The following is an 18374-nucleotide window of genomic DNA, read 5'->3' as shown; positions in this document are numbered from 1 at the left end:
AGGCTGATGGCCTCATCGCGAGCAAGCTCGCTCCCACAGGGAAGTGCATTCCAATGTGGGAGCGGGCTTGCTCGCGAAGGCGGCGGCACATTCACCCTCAATCCCCGATGGTGCAACATCTGGTAACTCCTCCACGGCGTGATCGGTTGAGAAGCTAAATGTGAGTCCTTATCATTTCGGCTCATTTTTGATTTCGAGAGACCGCTCCCATGTTGGCACCGAAGCGTCTACTGACAGCCCTCGCCCTGACCCTGATCAGCACCACTGCCCAGGCCGCTGACGAGGTGGTGGTCTACTCCTCGCGTATCGACGAGCTGATCAAACCGGTCTTCGATGCCTATACCCAAAAAACCGGCGTAAAGGTGAAGTTCATCACCGACAAGGAAGCGCCGCTGATGCAGCGCATCAAGGCCGAAGGCCAGAACGCCACCGCTGACCTGCTGCTGACCGTCGATGCCGGCAACCTCTGGCAGGCCGAGCAAATGGGCATCCTGCAGCCGTTCACCTCCAAGGTGATCGACACCAACATTCCCCTGCAATACCGTGCTGCGTCTCACGCCTGGACCGGTCTGAGTCTGCGGGCGCGGACCATCGCCTATTCCACCGACCGGGTAAAACCCTCGGACCTGACCACCTACGAAGCACTGGCTGACAAGCAGTGGGAAGGTCGTTTGTGCCTGCGTACCGCGAAGAAGGTCTACAACCAGTCGTTGACCGCAACCCTGATTGAAACCCACGGTGCCGAAAAAACCGAAGAGATCCTCAAGGGGTGGGTGCGCAACCTGTCCACTGACGTGTTCTCTGACGACATCGCCGTACTGCAGGCGATCAACGCCGGGCAATGCGACGTCGGTATCGTCAACACGTACTACTACGGCCGTCTGCACCAGCAGAAGCCGGATCTGCCGGTCAAACTGTTCTGGCCGAATCAGGCCGACCGTGGCGTACACGTGAACCTGTCGGGCATTGGCCTGACCAAATACGCCCCGCACCCGGAAGCCGCCAAGGCGCTGGTGGAATGGATGACCACACCTGAAGCGCAAAAGATCTTCGCTGACGCTAACCAGGAATTCCCGGCCAACCCGAGCGTGAAACCGTCCGCTGAAGTCGAGGCCTGGGGCAAGTTCATTCCGGACACTCTGCCGGTTGAAGTCGCTGGCCTGCGCCAGGCAGAAGCCATTCGCCTGATGGACCGCGCCGGCTGGAACTGACTCCACTGTTGTTGTGGCGAGGGGGCTTGTCGGAACGCCGCACCGCCCCGTTCGAGCGCGAAGCGGTCGTAAAATTGGCTGACACGCTTTGGCTGAAGAAATGAAGTAGCTGACCAAGGGCTGCTTCGCAACCCAACGGGAGCAAGCTCCCTCGCCACAAAATGGGGCCGGCTGCATTACTGCGTCGGCTCCGCACTTTTTAGAGACTTTCCTTGGCCCATCCCGCCCAACGCCGTTGGTATCCGCTGGTTTTCGTCATTGCCGCCCTGGTGGTGCTGCCGCTGAGTGTGTTGCTGCTGTCGTGGCAAACCGTCGATATGCAGATCTGGTCGCACCTGTGGGACACCCAGATGCCACGCCTGCTGGGCAACACCCTGACGTTGATCCTCGGCGTCGGGGTTGGAGTCACGTTGTTGGGCGTGAGCCTGGCGTGGTTGACCAGCCTCTGCGAATTCCCCGGGCGACGTTGGCTGGACTGGGCATTGATGCTGCCGTTTGCGATCCCGGCCTATGTGCTGGCGTTCGTTTTTGTCGGGCTGCTGGATTTCGCAGGTCCTGTGCAAACCCTGCTTCGCGAGTGGTTCGGCAGTGGCTTGCGGTTGCCGCGCGTGCGCTCCACCGGTGGGGTGATTCTGGTCTTGGTGCTGGTGTTCTATCCCTACGTCTATTTGCTGGCGCGCACGGCGTTTCTGGCCCAGGGCAAAGGTCTGATGGAGGCTGCGCGAGTGCTCGGCCAATCACCATGGCAAGCATTCTGGCGCGTGGCCTTGCCAATGGCCCGGCCAGCGATTGGTGCCGGTGTGGCCTTGGCATTGATGGAGACGCTGGCGGATTTCGGCGCAGTGTCGGTGTTCAACTTCGATACCTTCACCACGGCGATTTACAAAACCTGGTACGGCTTCTTCAGCCTGTCGAGCGCCGCACAACTGGCCAGCCTGTTACTGCTGGTGGTGATGTTGCTGTTGTACGGCGAGCGCCGTGCGCGTGGCGCCAGCCGGGCGAGCAACGAGCGGCCACGGGGCAAAGCGCTTTATCACCTGCGCGGGTTCAAGGCTTTGGCCGCCAGCAGTTGGTGCGGGCTGGTGTTTGCCTGCGCGTTCGTCATTCCATTGCTGCAACTGGTGGCGTGGTTCTGGCAGCGCGGGCGCTTCGACCTGGATGAGCGTTACGCCGGGCTGATCATCCATACGTTGTACCTGGGCGCCATGGCGGCGCTGATCACTGTCAGCGTCGCGCTGCTGCTGGCATTTGCCCGGCGGCTGGCACCGACCCGGACGATTCGCTCCGGGGTCAGCCTGGCCAATATCGGCTACGCCTTGCCCGGATCGGTGCTGGCGGTATCGATCATGCTGGCGTTCAGTTACCTGGACCGTGAGCTGGTGGTGCCGCTGTCGGGCTGGCTTGGCGGCGCGGGCAAACCGTTGCTGCTGGGCAGCCTGTCGGCGCTGTTGCTGGCGTATCTGGTGCGCTTTATCGCGGTGGCCTACGGTCCGTTGGAAAATAGCCTGGCGCGGATCCGTCCGTCTTTGCCGGAAGCTGCACGCTGTTTGGGTATCAGTGGGCCACGACTGTTTTTCAAGGTGTATCTGCCGTTGTTGCTGCCCGGCACGTTGAGCGCGGCGCTGCTGGTGTTCGTCGATGTGCTCAAGGAAATGCCCGCAACCTTGCTGATGCGCCCGTTTGGCTGGGACACGCTGGCGGTGCGGATCTTTGAAATGACCAGCGAAGGCGAGTGGGCGCGGGCGTCGTTGCCTGCGCTGACACTGATTATGGTAGGCCTGCTGCCAGTCATCGGCTTGATTCGACGTTCGGCACATCAAAACGGCTAGGTGCCAGTCCTACACCTTGCGGCTACAATGCGCGGCATTCGGTGCGGATCGTCCTTCAGACCGGGTCGCTGAAATAGGCTGAAAGCCTTCTACTTCAAGGCTTTCAACCATGCAGCGCCTGTCCGTACCTTCGCCACGCCCGGAAGGAGAAACCCATGGGACAGCGTACGCCTCTGTATGACCTTCATCTCGCACTTGGCGCGAAGATGGTCGATTTTGGCGGTTGGGATATGCCATTGCATTACGGCTCACAGGTCGAGGAACACCATCAGGTGCGCCGCGACTGTGGGGTTTTCGATGTTTCCCATATGACCGTGATCGATGTCAGCGGCCCTCAGGCCAAGGCCTGGCTCCAGCATTTGCTGGCCAATGATGTCGAACGTCTGCACAGCGTCGGCCGTGCCTTGTACAGCACCATGCTCAATGAACGGGGCGGGGTGGTCGACGACATGATTGTCTATCGCCTGGAAGATGCTTACCGCCTGGTGGTGAACGCCGCCACCCGCGATCAGGACATGGCCTGGATGCAGACCCAGCTCGGCAACTATCAGGTTCAACTGCGCGAGCGCAGCGAGTTGGCGATGCTGGCGATTCAAGGTCCGCAGGCGCGGCAAAAGATCGCCGAGTTGGTGACCCAGTCCCGTGGCACGCTGATCCAGCAACTCAAACCGTTCGAAGGTCAGTGTGACGGTGACTGGTTCATCGCCCGTACGGGTTACACCGGCGAAGACGGTCTCGAAATTGCCTTGCCGGCCGATGAGGCGCCGGGATTCTTCAACGATCTGGTGGGTGCAGGCATATCGCCGATTGGCCTCGGCGCCCGCGACACGCTGCGTCTTGAGGCCGGGATGAATCTCTACGGCCAGGACATTCATCAGGATGTCTCACCGCTGGCGTCCAATATGGCCTGGAGCATTGCCTGGGAACCGGCTGCTCGTCAGTTCATTGGCCGCGCCGCGCTGGAGGCTGAACGGGCCGCCGGGGTGAAGCAAAAACTGGTCGGTCTGGTGCTTGAAGAGCGTGGGGTTTTACGCGCCCATCAGGTGGTTCGCATCGCTGATGTTGGCGAAGGGGAGATCACCAGTGGTAGTTTCTCTCCTACGCTTAGCAAATCGATTGCCCTGGCGCGGGTGCCGATGGCGACCGCCGACCGGGCAGAAGTGGAAATTCGTGGCAAGTGGTACCCGGTTCGGGTGGTCAAACCGACCTTCGTACGTCATGGCAAAACCCTGATCTAACTTTTTCTGGCGGGCCAACACCGCTGACATTTCTTCTTGAGGACACAGAACATGAGCGAAATTCCTGTAGACCTGCGTTTTGCCGAAAGTCACGAATGGGCCCGTCTGGACGAAGACGGTGGCGTAAAGGTGGGTATTTCAGACCATGCTCAGGAAGCCTTGGGTGATGTGGTGTTCGTCGAGTTGCCGGAAATCGGCAAAGTCTTCGCTGCCGGTGAAGCTGCGGGTGTAGTCGAGTCGGTCAAGGCGGCTTCGGATATCTACTCGCCGGTCTCCGGTACAGTCATCGCCGTTAACGAAGAGTTGGCCAACAGCCCGGAGCTGGTCAACAGCGCGCCATACGACAGCTGGTTCTTCAAACTCGAGCCGACTGATACCTCTGAGCTGGACAAATTGCTCGACCCTACTGGCTACAAGAACGCCATCGGCGAGTAATTGCTGCCGGAAATGAAAAAGCCTCGAGTGATCGAGGCTTTTTTGTGGGTGCGATTTACGCGTTTTGCAATACAGCCTTCACCGCCGCCACTGAACGCTCGACATCGCTTTTGCTCATGGCCGTGAACATCGGCAGCGAGACGATCAGGCGACCGACACGTTCGGACACCGGGAACATGCCTTCCTTGAAACCGCGTTCGCGGTAAAGGCTCAGCAGGTGGATTGGCGGGTAGTGGTAGCCGATGCCGACGCCCAGTTCCTGCATTTGCTCCATGAAGGTTGCGCGAGCCGGTTTGCCGTCCTTGCGCTCTGGCAGCACCAACTGGAACAAGTGCCAGTTGCTGTTGGTGAAGTCTGCCGGTGGCAGTTGTGCACCGTATTTGGCTTCGAAATCGCTGCCGAAGCAGGCGAAATAATGCTTGGCCAGTTCGCGGCGGTGAGCGGTGATGGCATCGATGTGAGCGAATTGGCCCAGGCCAATGGCCGCTGCCACGTCGGTCATGTTGAACTTGCCACCCAGCACATCGACGTCCAGACCGTCGAAGCCGGTACGGGTCACGCCTTGCAGGCGATACTTCTCGGCCAGGCGCACTTCTTCAGCGTTGTTCAATACCAGGCAGCCGCCTTCCGAAGAGGTGACGTTCTTGTTCGCCTGGAAGCTGAACGACACGAAGTCGCCGGTGGCGCCGATGCGCTGACCATTCCAGCTCGAACCCAGTGCCTGGGCGGCGTCTTCGATAATGCGCAGGCCGTGTTTCTTGGCGATCGCATACAGGCGGCTCATGTCCACCGGCAAACCGGCGAGGTACACCGGGATAATTGCCTTGGTACGCGGGGTAATGGCCGCTTCGAGCTGGTCCAGATCGATGTTGCGGGTGATCGGGTCGATGTCGGCAAACACCGGGGTGGCGCCGACTTCGAGAATCACGTTGGCTGTGGCGACCCAGGAAATCGGCGTGGTGATGACTTCGTCACCGGCACCGATTCCGGCGATGCGCAGGGCGATCTCCATGGTGCAGGTCCCGGAGTTGAACGTGCGCACCGGACGGCCGCCAAAAAACTCCGAGAGTTGGGCTTCGAACGCCTGCACCTTGGGCCCGCTGGTGATCCAGCCAGAGCGCAAGACGTCGCCGACAGCGGCAATCGTGGCTTCATCGATAGTAGGTTTGGAAAATGGCAGAAAAGGCAGTTGGCTCATGACGATCAGTGCACCCGATTGGCTGACGGTAGTTATATGCGCCGCACATGATGAGCCTGATTGAGCAAAGACGCCATGCCGAGTGCGCAGGGGAGCTATGCTGCTGTGATCGAGTTGCATCGACGTTGAGCGCCATTCAAGAGAGAGCCCGTCATGTCCCAGTTGCCATCCTTGAGCCAGTTACGAGACCCGAATGCCTTTCTGCGGCGCCATTTGGGGCCGGACACCGCCGAGCAGCAGGCGATGCTCGACAGCCTCGGGCTCGGCAGCCGCGTCGAGCTGATCGAGCAGACGGTGCCGCCGGGAATTCGCCTCAACCGCGCGCTGGACTTGCCGCCTGCGCTCGATGAAGAGGCCGCGCTGGCAAAGCTGCGCGGCTATGCCGAACAAAATCAGGTCTGGACCAGCCTGATCGGCATGGGTTACCACGGCACCCTGACGCCCGCGGTGATCTTGCGCAACGTGCTGGAAAATCCCGGTTGGTACACCGCCTACACCCCCTATCAGCCGGAAATTGCTCAGGGGCGACTCGAAGCACTGCTCAATTTCCAGCAATTGACCATCGACCTGACGGGCCTGGAACTGGCCAACGCCTCGTTGCTCGACGAAGCCACGGCGGCCGCTGAAGCCATGGCGCTGGCCAAGCGTGTCGCGAAGTCGAAAAGCAATCTGTTCTTCGTCGACGAGAACTGTCATCCACAGACCATTTCCGTGGTGAAGACCCGCGCTGAAGGCTTTGGCTTCGAACTGATCGTCGACACTGTGGATAACTTGAAACAGCACCAGGTGTTCGGCGCACTGCTGCAGTATCCCGATACCCATGGTGAAATCCGCGACCTGCGCCCGCTGATCGATCACTTGCATGCGCAGCAGGCGCTGGCCTGCGTTGCGGCTGATCTGCTGAGCCTGTTGTTGCTGACACCGCCAGGTGAAATGGGGGCTGACGTGGTCTTCGGCTCGTCCCAACGCTTTGGCGTGCCGATGGGCTACGGTGGCCCGCACGCAGCGTTTTTCGCTAGCCGCGATGAATACAAACGAGCGATTCCCGGGCGGATCATCGGCGTTTCGAAAGATGCTCGCGGCAACGTCGCGCTGCGTATGGCCCTGCAAACCCGCGAGCAACACATCCGTCGCGAGAAGGCCAACTCGAACATCTGCACGGCCCAGGTGTTACTGGCCAATATCGCCAGTTTTTATGCGGTCTACCATGGCCCGCAGGGGCTTAAACGGATTGCGCAACGGGTACACCGGCTAACGTGCATTCTCGCCGCCGGACTGGAGCGCAAAGGCATCACCCGGCTCAACCAGCATTTCTTCGACACCTTGACTCTGGAAGTCGGTGGCAGCCAGACCGCGATCATCGACAGCGCCAAAGCGGCGCAGATCAATCTGCGGATTCTTGGGCGCGGGCAGGTTGGCTTGAGTCTCGACGAGAGCTGCGACGAACGCACGGTGGCGAAGCTGTTTGATGTGTTCCTGGGGGCCGATCACGGGCTTGATGTCGCCGAACTGGATGGTGAACCGCTGGTTTCCGGGATTCCCGACGGCTTGTTGCGGGCCACGCCGTATTTACGCCATCCGGTGTTCAACGCCCATCACAGCGAAACTGAGATGCTGCGTTACCTCAAGCAACTGGAGAACAAGGACCTGGCGCTCAACCAGTCGATGATTCCATTGGGCTCCTGCACCATGAAACTCAATGCCAGCAGCGAGATGATCCCGATCACCTGGCCAGCGTTCGCCAACCTGCATCCGTTTGCGCCGAAAGAGCAGGCGGTGGGTTATTCATTGATGATCAGCGAGCTGGAAAGCTGGCTCTGCGCGATCACCGGTTTTGATGCGATCTGCATGCAGCCCAACTCCGGCGCCCAAGGTGAATACGCCGGGTTGCTGGCGATCCGCAAATACCATGAAAGCCGTCAGCAAGGCGCACGTGACATCTGCCTGATTCCCGCATCCGCCCACGGCACCAATCCGGCCTCGGCGCAGATGGCCGGGATGCGGGTGGTGATCGTTGATTGCGACGATGCCGGTAACGTCGACCTCGATGACCTGAAAGCCAAGGCGACGGCTGCTGGCGACAAGCTCTCCTGCCTGATGGCCACTTACCCTTCGACCCATGGGGTGTACGAAGAGGGCATCAACGAAATCTGTGAAGTTATCCACAGCCACGGCGGTCAGGTGTACATGGACGGCGCCAACCTCAACGCACAGGTCGGGCTGGCCCGCCCGGCGGATATCGGCGCCGATGTCTCGCACATGAACCTGCACAAGACCTTCTGTATTCCCCATGGCGGAGGCGGGCCGGGGATGGGACCGATTGGGGTGCGGGCGCATCTGGCGCCGTTCGTTGCCAATCACCCGGTGGTGCCGATCGAGGGGCCCCATCCGCAGAATGGCGCAGTCAGCGCGGCGCCTTGGGGCAGTGCGAGTATTTTGCCGATCAGCTGGATGTACATCGCGATGATGGGGCCGCAGCTGGCGGATGCCAGCGAGGTGGCGATTCTCTCGGCCAACTACCTGGCGAAGCATTTGTCCGGTGCTTTTCCGGTGCTCTACACCGGGCGCAACGAGCGGGTGGCGCACGAATGCATCCTCGACTTGCGACCGCTCAAGGCGCAAACCGGTATCAGCGAAGAAGACGTTGCCAAGCGACTGATGGATTACGGTTTCCATGCGCCGACCATGTCTTTCCCGGTGCCGGGCACGTTGATGGTCGAGCCTACCGAAAGCGAGTCCAAGGCGGAGCTGGATCGCTTTATCAGCGCGATGCTGAGTATTCGCGCGGAAATTGCCGAGGTGCAGAATGGCAATTGGTCTGCCGAGGACAATCCGCTGAAACGCTCACCGCATACGTTGGCGGACATTACCGGCGTCTGGGATCGGCCTTACAGCATCGAGCAAGCGGTGACCCCGGACACGCACACCAGGCTGCATAAATACTGGCCGACAGTGAACCGCGTGGACAACGTTTATGGGGATCGCAACCTGTTCTGCGCCTGCGTGCCGGTAGATGAATACCGCTGAAATGCGTAAATAAAATGTGGGAGCGAGCTTGCTCGCGATGTCGGTGTAACAGTCAGCAAAAATGTTGAATGTTATGGCCTCATCGCGAGCAAGCTCGCTCCCACAATGGATCGCATTTTTACAGCAACAAAATTATTCCGGGGCTACCGCGTTCTTGGCCAGAATTGCGTTGGCCAACTCCATGTCGGTAGCCTTCAAACCCGGGTTGTCGGCACGGACTTTCTGCATGGCAGATTCCAGGTACGGACCACGGATATTGCCGTCACTGGCCACGAAGCTGCTGGCGTCGTCCTGAGCGGCAACGACCAGCTTGTGATCCCTGGAGGTCAGGTAGGTGGACGCGGTGGTCGCACCTGAGGAAATAAGTTCTCGCAAGATGCCATCATCATGATCACGGGCCATTGCTGAACCTACGGACAGGGAAAGCAAGGCAAGCGAAGCGGCAGCAAGTTTAAAACGCATTGTGGGTGACTCCAGTGGGATTTCTGGCAGCTTGGATTGCCAATACCCCAAACGAGTTCCGTAGCGTTCAATCTGCGTGTTCAACCAGGATAACCACCCCGTCCAGCCCTGTGACGCGAACCCTGGAGCCCGCTGGAGCGTCAGGCCCCCTGGCCATCCAGACGCCATCGGCGACCTTGATTTTACCGCGCCCATCGACAATCGCCTGATGCACCACGAAGACCCTGCCGATCAGCTCCTGCCCGCGCAGGTTGAGGTTCGGCTGATCGCTGGCCCGTACCGCGCTACGCTGGCGTCGCCACCAGTACAGGGCGGTCAGGATCGACAGCACGCCGAACAACAGGAGCTGCAGTGTCCACGACAGACCTGGAATCAGGAACGTCAGCACGCCCACCGCTGCAGCGGCGAGGCCGATCCACAACAGATAACCGCCAGCGCCGAAAACCTCGAGAATCAACAGGATCGTGCCCAGCGCCAGCCAGTCCCAGAACGATAAATGTTGCAGGAATGCCCACATAGGTCGCGCCTCAGGCCTTCTTGCTGTCGAACGTGGCCTTGACGATCTCGCCGATACCGCCGACCGCGCCGATCACCTGGCTGGCTTCAAGCGGCATCAGGATCACTTTGCTGTTGTTGGCCGAGGCGAGTTTGCCGAGGGCGTCGATATATTTCTGGGCGACGAAGTAGTTCACCGCCTGCACGTTGCCGCTGGCAATTGCCTCGGACACGACCTTGGTGGCGCGAGCTTCGGCTTCGGCCTGACGTTCGCGGGCTTCGGATTCGAGGAAGGCGGCCTGACGGCTGCCTTCCGCTTCGAGGATCTGTGCCTGTTTCTTGCCCTCGGCGGTGAGAATCGCCGAGGCTCGCAGGCCTTCGGCTTCAAGGATTTGCGCGCGTTTGATTCGTTCGGCTTTCATCTGACCGGACATTGCCGCCATCAGGTCGGCTGGAGGGCTGATGTCCTTGATCTCGATCCGGGTGATCTTGATGCCCCATGGTGCAGTTGCTTCATCGACCGTACGCAGGAGTTTTTCGTTGATCGCGTCGCGCTGGCTGAGCATCGCGTCCAGCTCCATCGAACCGAGCACCGTACGGATGTTGGTTTGCAGCAGGTTGCGGATGGCATGCTCAAGGTTATTCACCTCGTACGCTGCCTGGGCCGTGTTGACCACCTGGAAGAAACACACGGCATCGATTTGCACCGTGGCGTTGTCGGCGGTGATGACTTCCTGCGGAGGAATATCCAGCACGTTTTCCATCACGTTGATCTTGCGCCCGATGCGGTCCATCACCGGAATGATGATATTCAGGCCTGGCTTGAGGGTGTCGGTGTACCGTCCAAAACGCTCGACCGTCCACTGGAAACCCTGCGGCACGACCTTGAATCCCATGAACAGAATGGCGACGACAAGGCCGAGGAAAAGTAAAAGTACGCTACCGATTTGCATGGAAAGTCCCTGTTCTGTCAATGAAGGTGCTTGGCAGAGTGTAGCGGCGTGAACTCGTGCCGGGCACCGATTACTTCTGCTCACTCTGCGGCGTCACTCGCAGCACCTCTTCAATCGTCGTCAGCCCCGCCGCCACTTTTTGCGCACCCGACAACCGCAGGCTGCGCATGCCTTCCTTGAATGCCTGGCGACGTACGGCGAGCAGGTCGGTGTCGGGGTTGATCAGGGCTTTGACGCTGTCGGTCATTTGCATGATTTCGTAGACCCCGGCGCGTCCGCGATAACCGGTGTCGCGACACTCCAGGCAGCCAATCGCGCGTTGGGCGTTGCTTGGCAGCGGTGCTTGCCAGGGACGGGTCAAGGTTTGCCAGTCGTCTTCGCCCAGCGTCAGCGGTGCCTTGCAATGCGGGCATAGCGTGCGGACCAGACGTTGCGCCATGACGCCCAGCAGGGTGGCTTTGATCAGGTAATGTGGCACGCCGAGTTCCAGCAGGCGGCTGATGGCGCTCGGTGCGTCGTTGGTGTGCAGGGTCGACAACACCAGGTGCCCGGTGAGTGCCGCTTGAATGGCCATTTCGGCGGTTTCGAGGTCGCGGATCTCGCCGATCATGATGATGTCCGGGTCTTGTCGCATCAGTGCGCGCACGCCGCTGGCAAAGGTCAGGTCGATGTTGTGCTGGACCTGCATCTGATTGAACGCCGGCTCGACCATTTCGATCGGATCTTCGATGGTGCAGAGGTTGACCTCTGGCGTCGCGAGTTTTTTCAGCGTGGTGTAGAGCGTGCTGGTCTTGCCCGAACCGGTCGGCCCGGTGACCAGAATGATGCCGTTCGGCTGGCGGGTCATGTCCTGCCAGCGGCGCAGATCATCGGCAGAAAACCCCAGTTGGTCGAAGTCCTTGAGCAGCACTTCCGGATCGAAGATCCGCATGACCATTTTTTCACCGAACGCGGTGGGTAGCGTCGACAGCCGCAACTCCACTTCGCCGCCTTCCGGGGTCTTGGTCTTGACCCGGCCATCCTGGGGTTTGCGCTTTTCTGCGACGTTCATTCGCCCGAGGCTCTTCAGGCGACTGACGATCGCCATGGTCACCTGTGGTGGAAATTGATAGACGTTGTGCAACACGCCGTCGATGCGAAAGCGCACGGTGCCTTGCTCGCGTCGTGGTTCGATGTGGATATCACTGGCGCGTTGCTGGAAGGCGTACTGGAACAACCAGTCGACGATGTTGACGATGTGCGCGTCGTTGGCGTCCGGTTCCTGATCGCTGGCGCCGAGGTTGAGCAACTGTTCGAAATTGCCCAGGGTGTTCATTTGCTGGTCGGCATTGGTCGCGCCGCTGACCGATTTGGCCAGGCGGAAGAATTCCACGCTGAAGCGCTGGATATCCGCCGGGTTGGCCACCACCCGTTTGATCGGCAACTGTAGAACGTGGGTCAGGTCGGCTTCCCAACTGCGCACATAAGGCTGCGCGCTGGCGATGGTGACGGCGTCGCGGTCGATCGATACCGCGAGGATCTTGTGGCGCTGGGCAAAGGCATACGACATCAGCGGGGTAATTTGCGCGACGTTTATTTTCAGCGGGTCGATGCGCAAGTAAGGCTGGCCGGCCTGCAGCGAGAGCCACAGGGTCAGGCTTTCCAGATCCAGGCGTTTGCCGGGGCGGCTGAGGTCGTCGAGGTGTTGGCTGGCGAGGAATTCCAGCGGGTGCAACTGGCTGTTGCTGGCATTGCGGCGGGTGGTCAGCGCGTGCTCGGCCGAGTCCTGGCTGATGAAGCCTTGGGCGACCAGTTCGCGCAGCAGGTCATTGAGATCCAGCCAGCGATCCTGAGTAGCGAGTTGAACGGACATCCGGGCTCCTTATGGAAACGATCCTGCAACGAGCGGTGTAGACAGGTGCGTCTCTGACCACAGATGCCAAGAATAGTCCCCACAAGGGCCGGTCGTTCGGCCATCGGCCGATTCATCGTTGCGAGTTTTTACCGGGGCGCTTCAGCCGGCGGCCTGCGCAGGCTGAACCCATTGCGAATCAGCCGCTTGCAGTTCCACCGAGCAGACACTGATCAGGTTACGTAATTTTTCCGCGATCACCTGGGCGCGGTGCCAGCTCAAGCCGTCCATGACGATACCGATCGACAGCAGGTCGTCGTCGCGCAGCACATTGACCTGCTGCGGCACCAGAAACTGCAACGCGAACAGATTCAGCGCCCGACACAACACGTCCGGTTCGGCCTCGGCCAGCAGTTGGTAGTGCACGCGACAATGGGCATTGCTGACGTTCCACACGTCGGCACGGGTAGGGGTGTTGCTGACGGCTTCGAGCGGGGGCATGGTCGGTCTCCAAATCACTGGAGAAATTTTTACATTCGGTGCCAGGTATTTCTTATCTATGATGGGGTTAATTGGCTTTAAATCGAATTGGTCAATTCTCAAACAATGTATTTACGGGTTTTTCTATGCATAGCGAGCTTGACGCGTATGACCGACGGATTCTGGCACTGCTGCAAGAGGACGCCTCGCTTTCCAGTGCGCAGATTGCCGAGCAGGTCGGGCTATCGCAGTCGCCGTGCTGGCGGCGCATTCAGCGGATGAAGGAGGAGGGGGTTATTCGCGGGCAAGTGACCTTGCTCGATCGCAAGAAAATCGGCCTCAACACGCAAATTTTCGCCGAGATCAAACTCAACGCCCACGGGCGTTCGAACTTCACGGAGTTCACCGAGGCGATTCGCGGTTTTCCGGAGGTGCTGGAGTGTTATGTGCTGATGGGCGCGGTGGATTTTCTGTTGCGGATCGTCACGGCGGACATCGAAGCCTATGAGCGCTTCTTCTTCGAGAAGCTGTCGATGGTGCCGGGGATTCAGGAGGTCAACTCGATCGTGGCCTTGTCGGAAATCAAGTCCACGACGAGTTTGCCGGTGTTGCGAGGTTAAAGCCTTGTGGTGAATGTGCGGGCCTCATCGCGAGCAAGCTCGCTCCCACACTGGATTTCGGTCGCACACACAATTTGTGTTCGCCGAAGATCAAATGTGGGAGCGAGCTTGCTCGCGATGGCGGTATTACATACGCAGCAACATCTTCCACGCGCGGTTCTGGTACACCGCAATTGCCTGCTGTTTGCGTGCATCCAGCACTTCGTCGGTGATCGGCTCGTTGGCCAGTTGCGCGAGTTTGTTCAGCTCACCGTACAGGCGATCCATTTCCGGGATGTCCAGTACGCTGCGGGCATGGTGCAGCCAGGCCTGGATGCGTTCGATACGCGGCAGTTGCTCGGCCAGGTCTTCCGGCTGTTGCTGATAACGCTGCAACTGCAGGGACGTCGCTTCTTCACCCAGCAGACGCGGCAACCAGTTGCCCAGTTGGGCAGCACCCTGGCGGTTGCCACGGGTGTTGCGATCGGCAGCCCAGGTGCGGGCCAGCAACCAGCGCGAGGTGTTCAGCGAGAACAGGCCCCAGCGCGGGTCTTCCAGCTCTTCGAGGAACTGCTCCGGAGCGGCTTTGCGCACGTCTTCGTCGTCCAGGCCGGCCTGAACCAGCGGGCGCCAGTCTTCCAGCAAGGCATCCAGCGCCACGCGCAAGTCGTGAGTCGACTGACGCGGAGCGGCTTGGCCCAGGCTGCTGAGCAGCGCGCGCAATTCAGCCAGGTTTTCGACCCAATCCTGCAGCAGGCGCCAGTGGCCGTTGAAGCGATATTGCTCGGCCAGGCGCTGGCTGCTGCCCAGCAAATGCCAGCTCAATGCGGCGAACGCGTCGTCCAGTGGCAGTTCGAAGGTCAACTCCGGCGCTGGCAGGCTCAACGAATAACTGTTGGCGTCGAACAGGCGGTAGCCGCGCTCGGCCTTGCTGATATCGCACGGCATCAGCGCCAGGGTCGCGGCCAGCTCGGCGGCCAGTTCCAGCAATGCCGCCGGTTCGCCTTCGCGCAGTTCCAGTTCCAGTTCGCAGATCTCTTCTTTCTGCTTGCCGGCAATCACGTGGCCCAGGTCCAGTGCGGCTTCGATGACCACTTTGGTCTTGCCACGGCCCCAGGCGATTTCTGCGCGTTCGCGCACGAAATCAGTGGTGAAAATGGCCTTCAGGGTTTTCTTGTCCAGCTCGGCCAGCTCTTCGGGCCAGCATTCGCCGTCGAGTTTCTTCACGTCGAGCTTGGCTTTGGGCAGGTTCCAGTCGTATTCGTTACGCTCGGACAGACCGGCGACGCTGTGGCCACGGGTCTTGAGCGTTTGAATGACTTCTTCACCATCGCGGCGCAGGCGCAGGGCGACCTTGGCGCGAGCCAGGTCACGCTCTGGCGTGTCGAAGTACTGGTTCATCAACTCACGGCGTTCCCAGCCACTTTTGTTGCGTTTTTTCAGTAGCGGGTGCTCGCGCAGGGCAGCGAGGGTTTCGCGGCTGACGCGGAGTTTGATTTCGGTTTCTTTCTGCATGGCCGGAAAATCCAGGATCGGGAGCGCAGCCGGGGGAATGTGTGGCTGCCAAGGCCGTGCAGTGTACAGCACTCATTAAACCTACGCGCCGCGACGGTTTATTCCTGCCACAGGATGGCTCTATGATGAGGGTTCATCTTGGGAGTTGGGAGTCAGCGATGCCTTTGCCGTCCATGAAAGACCAGTTCGCTGCGCTGATCGCCGCACCGTCCGTCAGCTGTACCCAACCCAGCCTCGATCAATCCAATCGCGCGGTCATTGATTTGCTGGCGACCTGGCTCGGTGACCTGGGCTTTTCGTGCGATATCCAGCAAGTCAGCCCCGGCAAATTCAACTTGCTCGCCAGTTTTGGCAGCGGTCCCGGCGGGCTGGTACTGGCCGGGCACAGCGACACGGTGCCGTTCGATGGTGCGCTGTGGCAGACCGATCCGCTGAAACTGACCGAAGTCGACGGTCGCTGGGTCGGCCTCGGCAGTTGCGACATGAAGGGCTTTTTCGCGCTGGCAATCGAAGCCGTGCTGCCGCTGCTGGATAAACCGTTCAAGCAGCCGCTGATGATCCTCGCCACCTGTGACGAAGAAAGCTCCATGGCTGGCGCCCGGGCGTTGGCTGCTGCCGGCCGGCCATTGGGCAGGGTAGCGGTGATCGGTGAGCCAACTGGCTTGAAACCGATCCGTCTGCATAAAGGCGTGATGATGGAGCGCATCGACATTCTCGGTCAGAGCGGCCATTCGTCCGATCCGCGCCTGGGCCATAGCGCTCTTGAGGCCATGCACGATGCGATGGGCGAGTTACGCGGCTTGCGCCTGCAATGGCAGCGCGAGTTCCGCAATCCGCAGTTTAGCGTGCCGCAACCGACACTGAATTTCGGCTGCATCCACGGTGGCGACAACCCGAACCGGATCTGCGGTCAATGCTCGCTGGAGTTTGACCTGCGGCCCTTGCCGGGCATGGACCCGAACGCATTGCGCGCGGCGATCCGGCAGAAACTCGAACCGGTCGCCGAACTCCATCAGGTGAAGATCGACTACGCTCCGCTGTTCCCTGAAGTGCCGCCTTTCGAGCAGGCGGCCGACTCGGAACTGGTACAGGTCGCCGAAAGACTCACCGGCCACCTTGCCGAAGCAGTAGCGTTCGGCACTGAAGCGCCTTATCTTCAGCGTCTTGGCTGCGAGACATTGGTGCTCGGCCCAGGCGATATCGCCTGCGCCCACCAACCAGGGGAATACCTTGAAATGTCACGTTTGCAGCCTACCGTGCATCTATTACGTCAATTGATCGAAAACTACTGCCTGACCCCGGCTTGATAAATCCCGGGGCACCCAACCTGTATTCATGAGGAGAACGCGCGTGTCGCCAAGCCTGTTCCGACGATAACCATCAGCCCGCTGTGCGTTTTGCTTCGTCCTTTTTATCGGCTGCTATTTGTTACAGGCGCAGGTGTTATGCCCGAATACGTTAACTGGCTTCGTCACGCTTCCCCTTACATCAACGCTCACCGCGATTGCACCTTCGTCGTCATGCTGCCCGGCGACGGCGTCGAGCACCCGAACTTCGGCAATATCGTCCACGACCTGGTGCTGCTGCACAGCCTGGGTGTGCGGCTGGTATTGGTGCATGGTTCGCGGCCGCAAATTGAAACCCGTCTCGCCGCACGTGGCCTGACTCCGCATTACCACCACGGGATGCGCATCACCGATGCGGCGACCCTGGAGTGCGTGATCGATGCAGTGGGTCAACTGCGCATTGCCATCGAGGCGCGCTTGTCGATGGACATGGCGTCTTCGCCGATGCAGGGCTCGCGTCTGCGGGTGGCCGGCGGCAACCTGGTGACCGCACGGCCGATCGGTGTGCTTGAAGGTGTCGATTATCACCACACCGGCGAAGTGCGCCGGGTCGACCGCAAGGGCATCAACCGTCTGCTGGACGAGCGCTCCATCGTGCTGCTCTCGCCGCTGGGCTACTCGCCGACCGGGGAAATTTTCAATCTGGCCTGCGAAGACGTCGCCACCCGCGCCGCCATCGATCTGGGCGCTGACAAGCTGCTGCTGTTCGGCGCGGACCTGGGGCTGATCGATGAAAACGGTCGTCTGGTTCGCGAACTGCGCCCACAACAGGTGCCGGCGCACTTGCAGCGTCTGGGCGCGAACTATCAGGCCGAGTTGCTGGATGCTGCGGCTGAAGCCTGCCGTGGTGGTGTCGGCCGTAGCCATATTGTCAGTTATGCCGAAGACGGCGCGCTGCTGACCGAACTCTTCACCCGTGACGGTGGCGGTACGCTGGTGGCGCAGGAGCAGTTCGAGGTTGTGCGCGAAGCGGCTATCGAAGATGTCGGTGGTTTGCTGGACCTGATCAGCCCGCTGGAAGAGCAGGGGATTCTGGTGCGTCGTTCGCGCGAAGTGCTGGAGCGCGAAATCGAGCAGTTCAGCGTGGTCGAGCGCGAAGGCATGATCATCGCCTGTGCGGCGCTGTATCAGATCGCTGACTCGGATGCCGGGGAACTCGCCTGTCTGGCGGTAAACCCGGAGTACCGTCACGGCGGCCGTGGTGATGAACTGCTGGAGCGGATCGAGACCCGGGCTCGTGCCCAAGGGCTCAAAACCCTGTTTGTCCTCACTACCCGTACTGCGCACTGGTTCCGCGAGCGCGGCTTTGTGCCCAGCAGCGTCGAGCGCCTGCCGTCGGCCCGGGCCTCGCTGTACAACTATCAGCGTAATTCGAAGATCTTCGAAAAGACTCTGTAACCTTTGGCGCCTAGACTTCGCCCCGAACACGGACAGATCACAGGCTCATACAGGGACGTGCGCCGATCAGTTCTGCCGTTTTTCTGCCCGTTGCGGAATTTACCGGACGGGCGGTAAAAAAAATTATAGCTGTATACAAACTGTAACAATTTGACGGGAAGATGCACGTTTCGCCATGATGGCGTCGCTTATTTGATCGTGATTGACGTAAGAAGAATTACGTGAGCACGAATGGAACTAAAGAAGCGTTTGTAAATACCATTTAGGAATTAGCTCATAGGCCGATACCCCAGGATCCGGTTCGGTTGAGGTGTGCTGATCTATATTCCCGAATCGTATGAAAAATGAATAAATAAT

General features: G+C 59.9%; 15 protein-coding genes. 8 read left to right on the top strand and 7 right to left on the bottom strand.

The genetic code is table 11. The features are described from left to right. Positions 1 to 209 precede the first annotated feature (209 nt). The 4 genes from AC1DIG_RS12345 (at position 210) to gcvH (ending at position 4713) form a co-directional block, all read left to right on the top strand. The gene (locus tag AC1DIG_RS12345) at positions 210 to 1211 is read left to right on the top strand and encodes an extracellular solute-binding protein (protein ID WP_477767535.1); all 1002 of its coding nucleotides are present in this window, start codon (positions 210 to 212) and stop codon (positions 1209 to 1211) included. Positions 1212 to 1423: 212 nt separating this feature from the next. After that, positions 1424 to 3040 carry an ABC transporter permease gene (locus tag AC1DIG_RS12340; RefSeq protein WP_477767534.1) on the top strand — a complete coding sequence of 539 codons (1617 nt, stop codon included), beginning with the start codon at positions 1424 to 1426 and terminating at the stop codon, positions 3038 to 3040. A 155-nt stretch (positions 3041 to 3195) separates the two neighbouring features. After that, entirely contained in the window at positions 3196 to 4278 is a 1083-nt protein-coding gene (gcvT, locus tag AC1DIG_RS12335) for a glycine cleavage system aminomethyltransferase GcvT (RefSeq protein WP_477767533.1), read from the top strand. 51 nt (positions 4279 to 4329) lie between these two features. Continuing rightward, positions 4330 to 4713 carry a glycine cleavage system protein GcvH gene (gcvH, locus tag AC1DIG_RS12330; protein ID WP_145014229.1) on the top strand — a complete coding sequence of 128 codons (384 nt, stop codon included), beginning with the start codon at positions 4330 to 4332 and terminating at the stop codon, positions 4711 to 4713. A gap of 55 nt (positions 4714 to 4768) precedes the next feature. On the opposite strand, the gene AC1DIG_RS12325 is transcribed toward gcvH, so the two are convergent. After that, complete coding sequence (locus AC1DIG_RS12325) at positions 4769 to 5911, bottom strand: DegT/DnrJ/EryC1/StrS family aminotransferase (RefSeq protein WP_477767532.1); 1143 nt, start codon at positions 5909 to 5911, stop codon at positions 4769 to 4771. Positions 5912 to 6064: 153 nt separating this feature from the next. Here AC1DIG_RS12325 and gcvP point away from each other — a divergent pair, with 153 nt between their 5' ends. After that, a complete protein-coding gene (gene gcvP / locus AC1DIG_RS12320) occupies positions 6065 to 8938 on the top strand; it encodes an aminomethyl-transferring glycine dehydrogenase (RefSeq protein WP_477767531.1) in 2874 nt (957 codons plus the stop codon). A 132-nt stretch (positions 8939 to 9070) separates the two neighbouring features. On the opposite strand, the gene AC1DIG_RS12315 is transcribed toward gcvP, so the two are convergent. The 5 genes from AC1DIG_RS12315 to AC1DIG_RS12295 form a co-directional block, all read right to left on the bottom strand. After that, complete coding sequence (locus AC1DIG_RS12315; RefSeq protein ID WP_477767530.1) at positions 9071 to 9400, bottom strand: DUF2388 domain-containing protein; 330 nt, start codon at positions 9398 to 9400, stop codon at positions 9071 to 9073. A 67-nt stretch (positions 9401 to 9467) separates the two neighbouring features. Next, on the bottom strand, positions 9468 to 9917 hold the full coding sequence (locus tag AC1DIG_RS12310; RefSeq protein ID WP_477767529.1) for an NfeD family protein: 450 nt from the start codon (positions 9915 to 9917) through the stop codon (positions 9468 to 9470). 10 nt (positions 9918 to 9927) lie between these two features. Then, a complete protein-coding gene (locus AC1DIG_RS12305) occupies positions 9928 to 10848 on the bottom strand; it encodes an SPFH domain-containing protein (RefSeq protein WP_477767528.1) in 921 nt (306 codons plus the stop codon). A 70-nt stretch (positions 10849 to 10918) separates the two neighbouring features. Beyond that, positions 10919 to 12700: a type IV pilus assembly ATPase TfpB gene (gene tfpB, locus AC1DIG_RS12300; RefSeq protein ID WP_477767527.1), complete on the bottom strand. Its 1782-nt coding sequence runs from the start codon at positions 12698 to 12700 to the stop codon at positions 10919 to 10921. 141 nt (positions 12701 to 12841) lie between these two features. Next, positions 12842 to 13180 carry a hypothetical protein gene (locus AC1DIG_RS12295; protein WP_347928285.1) on the bottom strand — a complete coding sequence of 113 codons (339 nt, stop codon included), beginning with the start codon at positions 13178 to 13180 and terminating at the stop codon, positions 12842 to 12844. A 125-nt stretch (positions 13181 to 13305) separates the two neighbouring features. On the opposite strand from AC1DIG_RS12295, the gene AC1DIG_RS12290 reads away from it, so the two are divergent. Beyond that, positions 13306 to 13779, top strand: coding sequence for an Lrp/AsnC family transcriptional regulator (locus AC1DIG_RS12290; RefSeq protein ID WP_123426265.1), 474 nt, complete (start codon positions 13306 to 13308; stop codon positions 13777 to 13779). Between the two features lie 126 nt (positions 13780 to 13905). Here the strand turns inward: AC1DIG_RS12290 and AC1DIG_RS12285 are convergent, their stop codons facing one another. Beyond that, complete coding sequence (locus AC1DIG_RS12285) at positions 13906 to 15273, bottom strand: CYTH domain-containing protein (protein WP_477767526.1); 1368 nt, start codon at positions 15271 to 15273, stop codon at positions 13906 to 13908. Positions 15274 to 15431: 158 nt separating this feature from the next. On the opposite strand from AC1DIG_RS12285, the gene argE reads away from it, so the two are divergent. Then, positions 15432 to 16580, top strand: coding sequence for an acetylornithine deacetylase (gene argE, locus AC1DIG_RS12280; protein WP_477767525.1), 1149 nt, complete (start codon positions 15432 to 15434; stop codon positions 16578 to 16580). 138 nt (positions 16581 to 16718) lie between these two features. Then, a complete protein-coding gene (gene argA / locus AC1DIG_RS12275) occupies positions 16719 to 18017 on the top strand; it encodes an amino-acid N-acetyltransferase (protein ID WP_145014238.1) in 1299 nt (432 codons plus the stop codon). Positions 18018 to 18374 lie beyond the last annotated feature (357 nt).

The organism is Pseudomonas sp. 05N431 (assembly GCF_056397005.1).
Note: the sequence above shows the minus strand (reverse complement) of the source record. Positions and strands in the feature narration are given on the sequence as shown.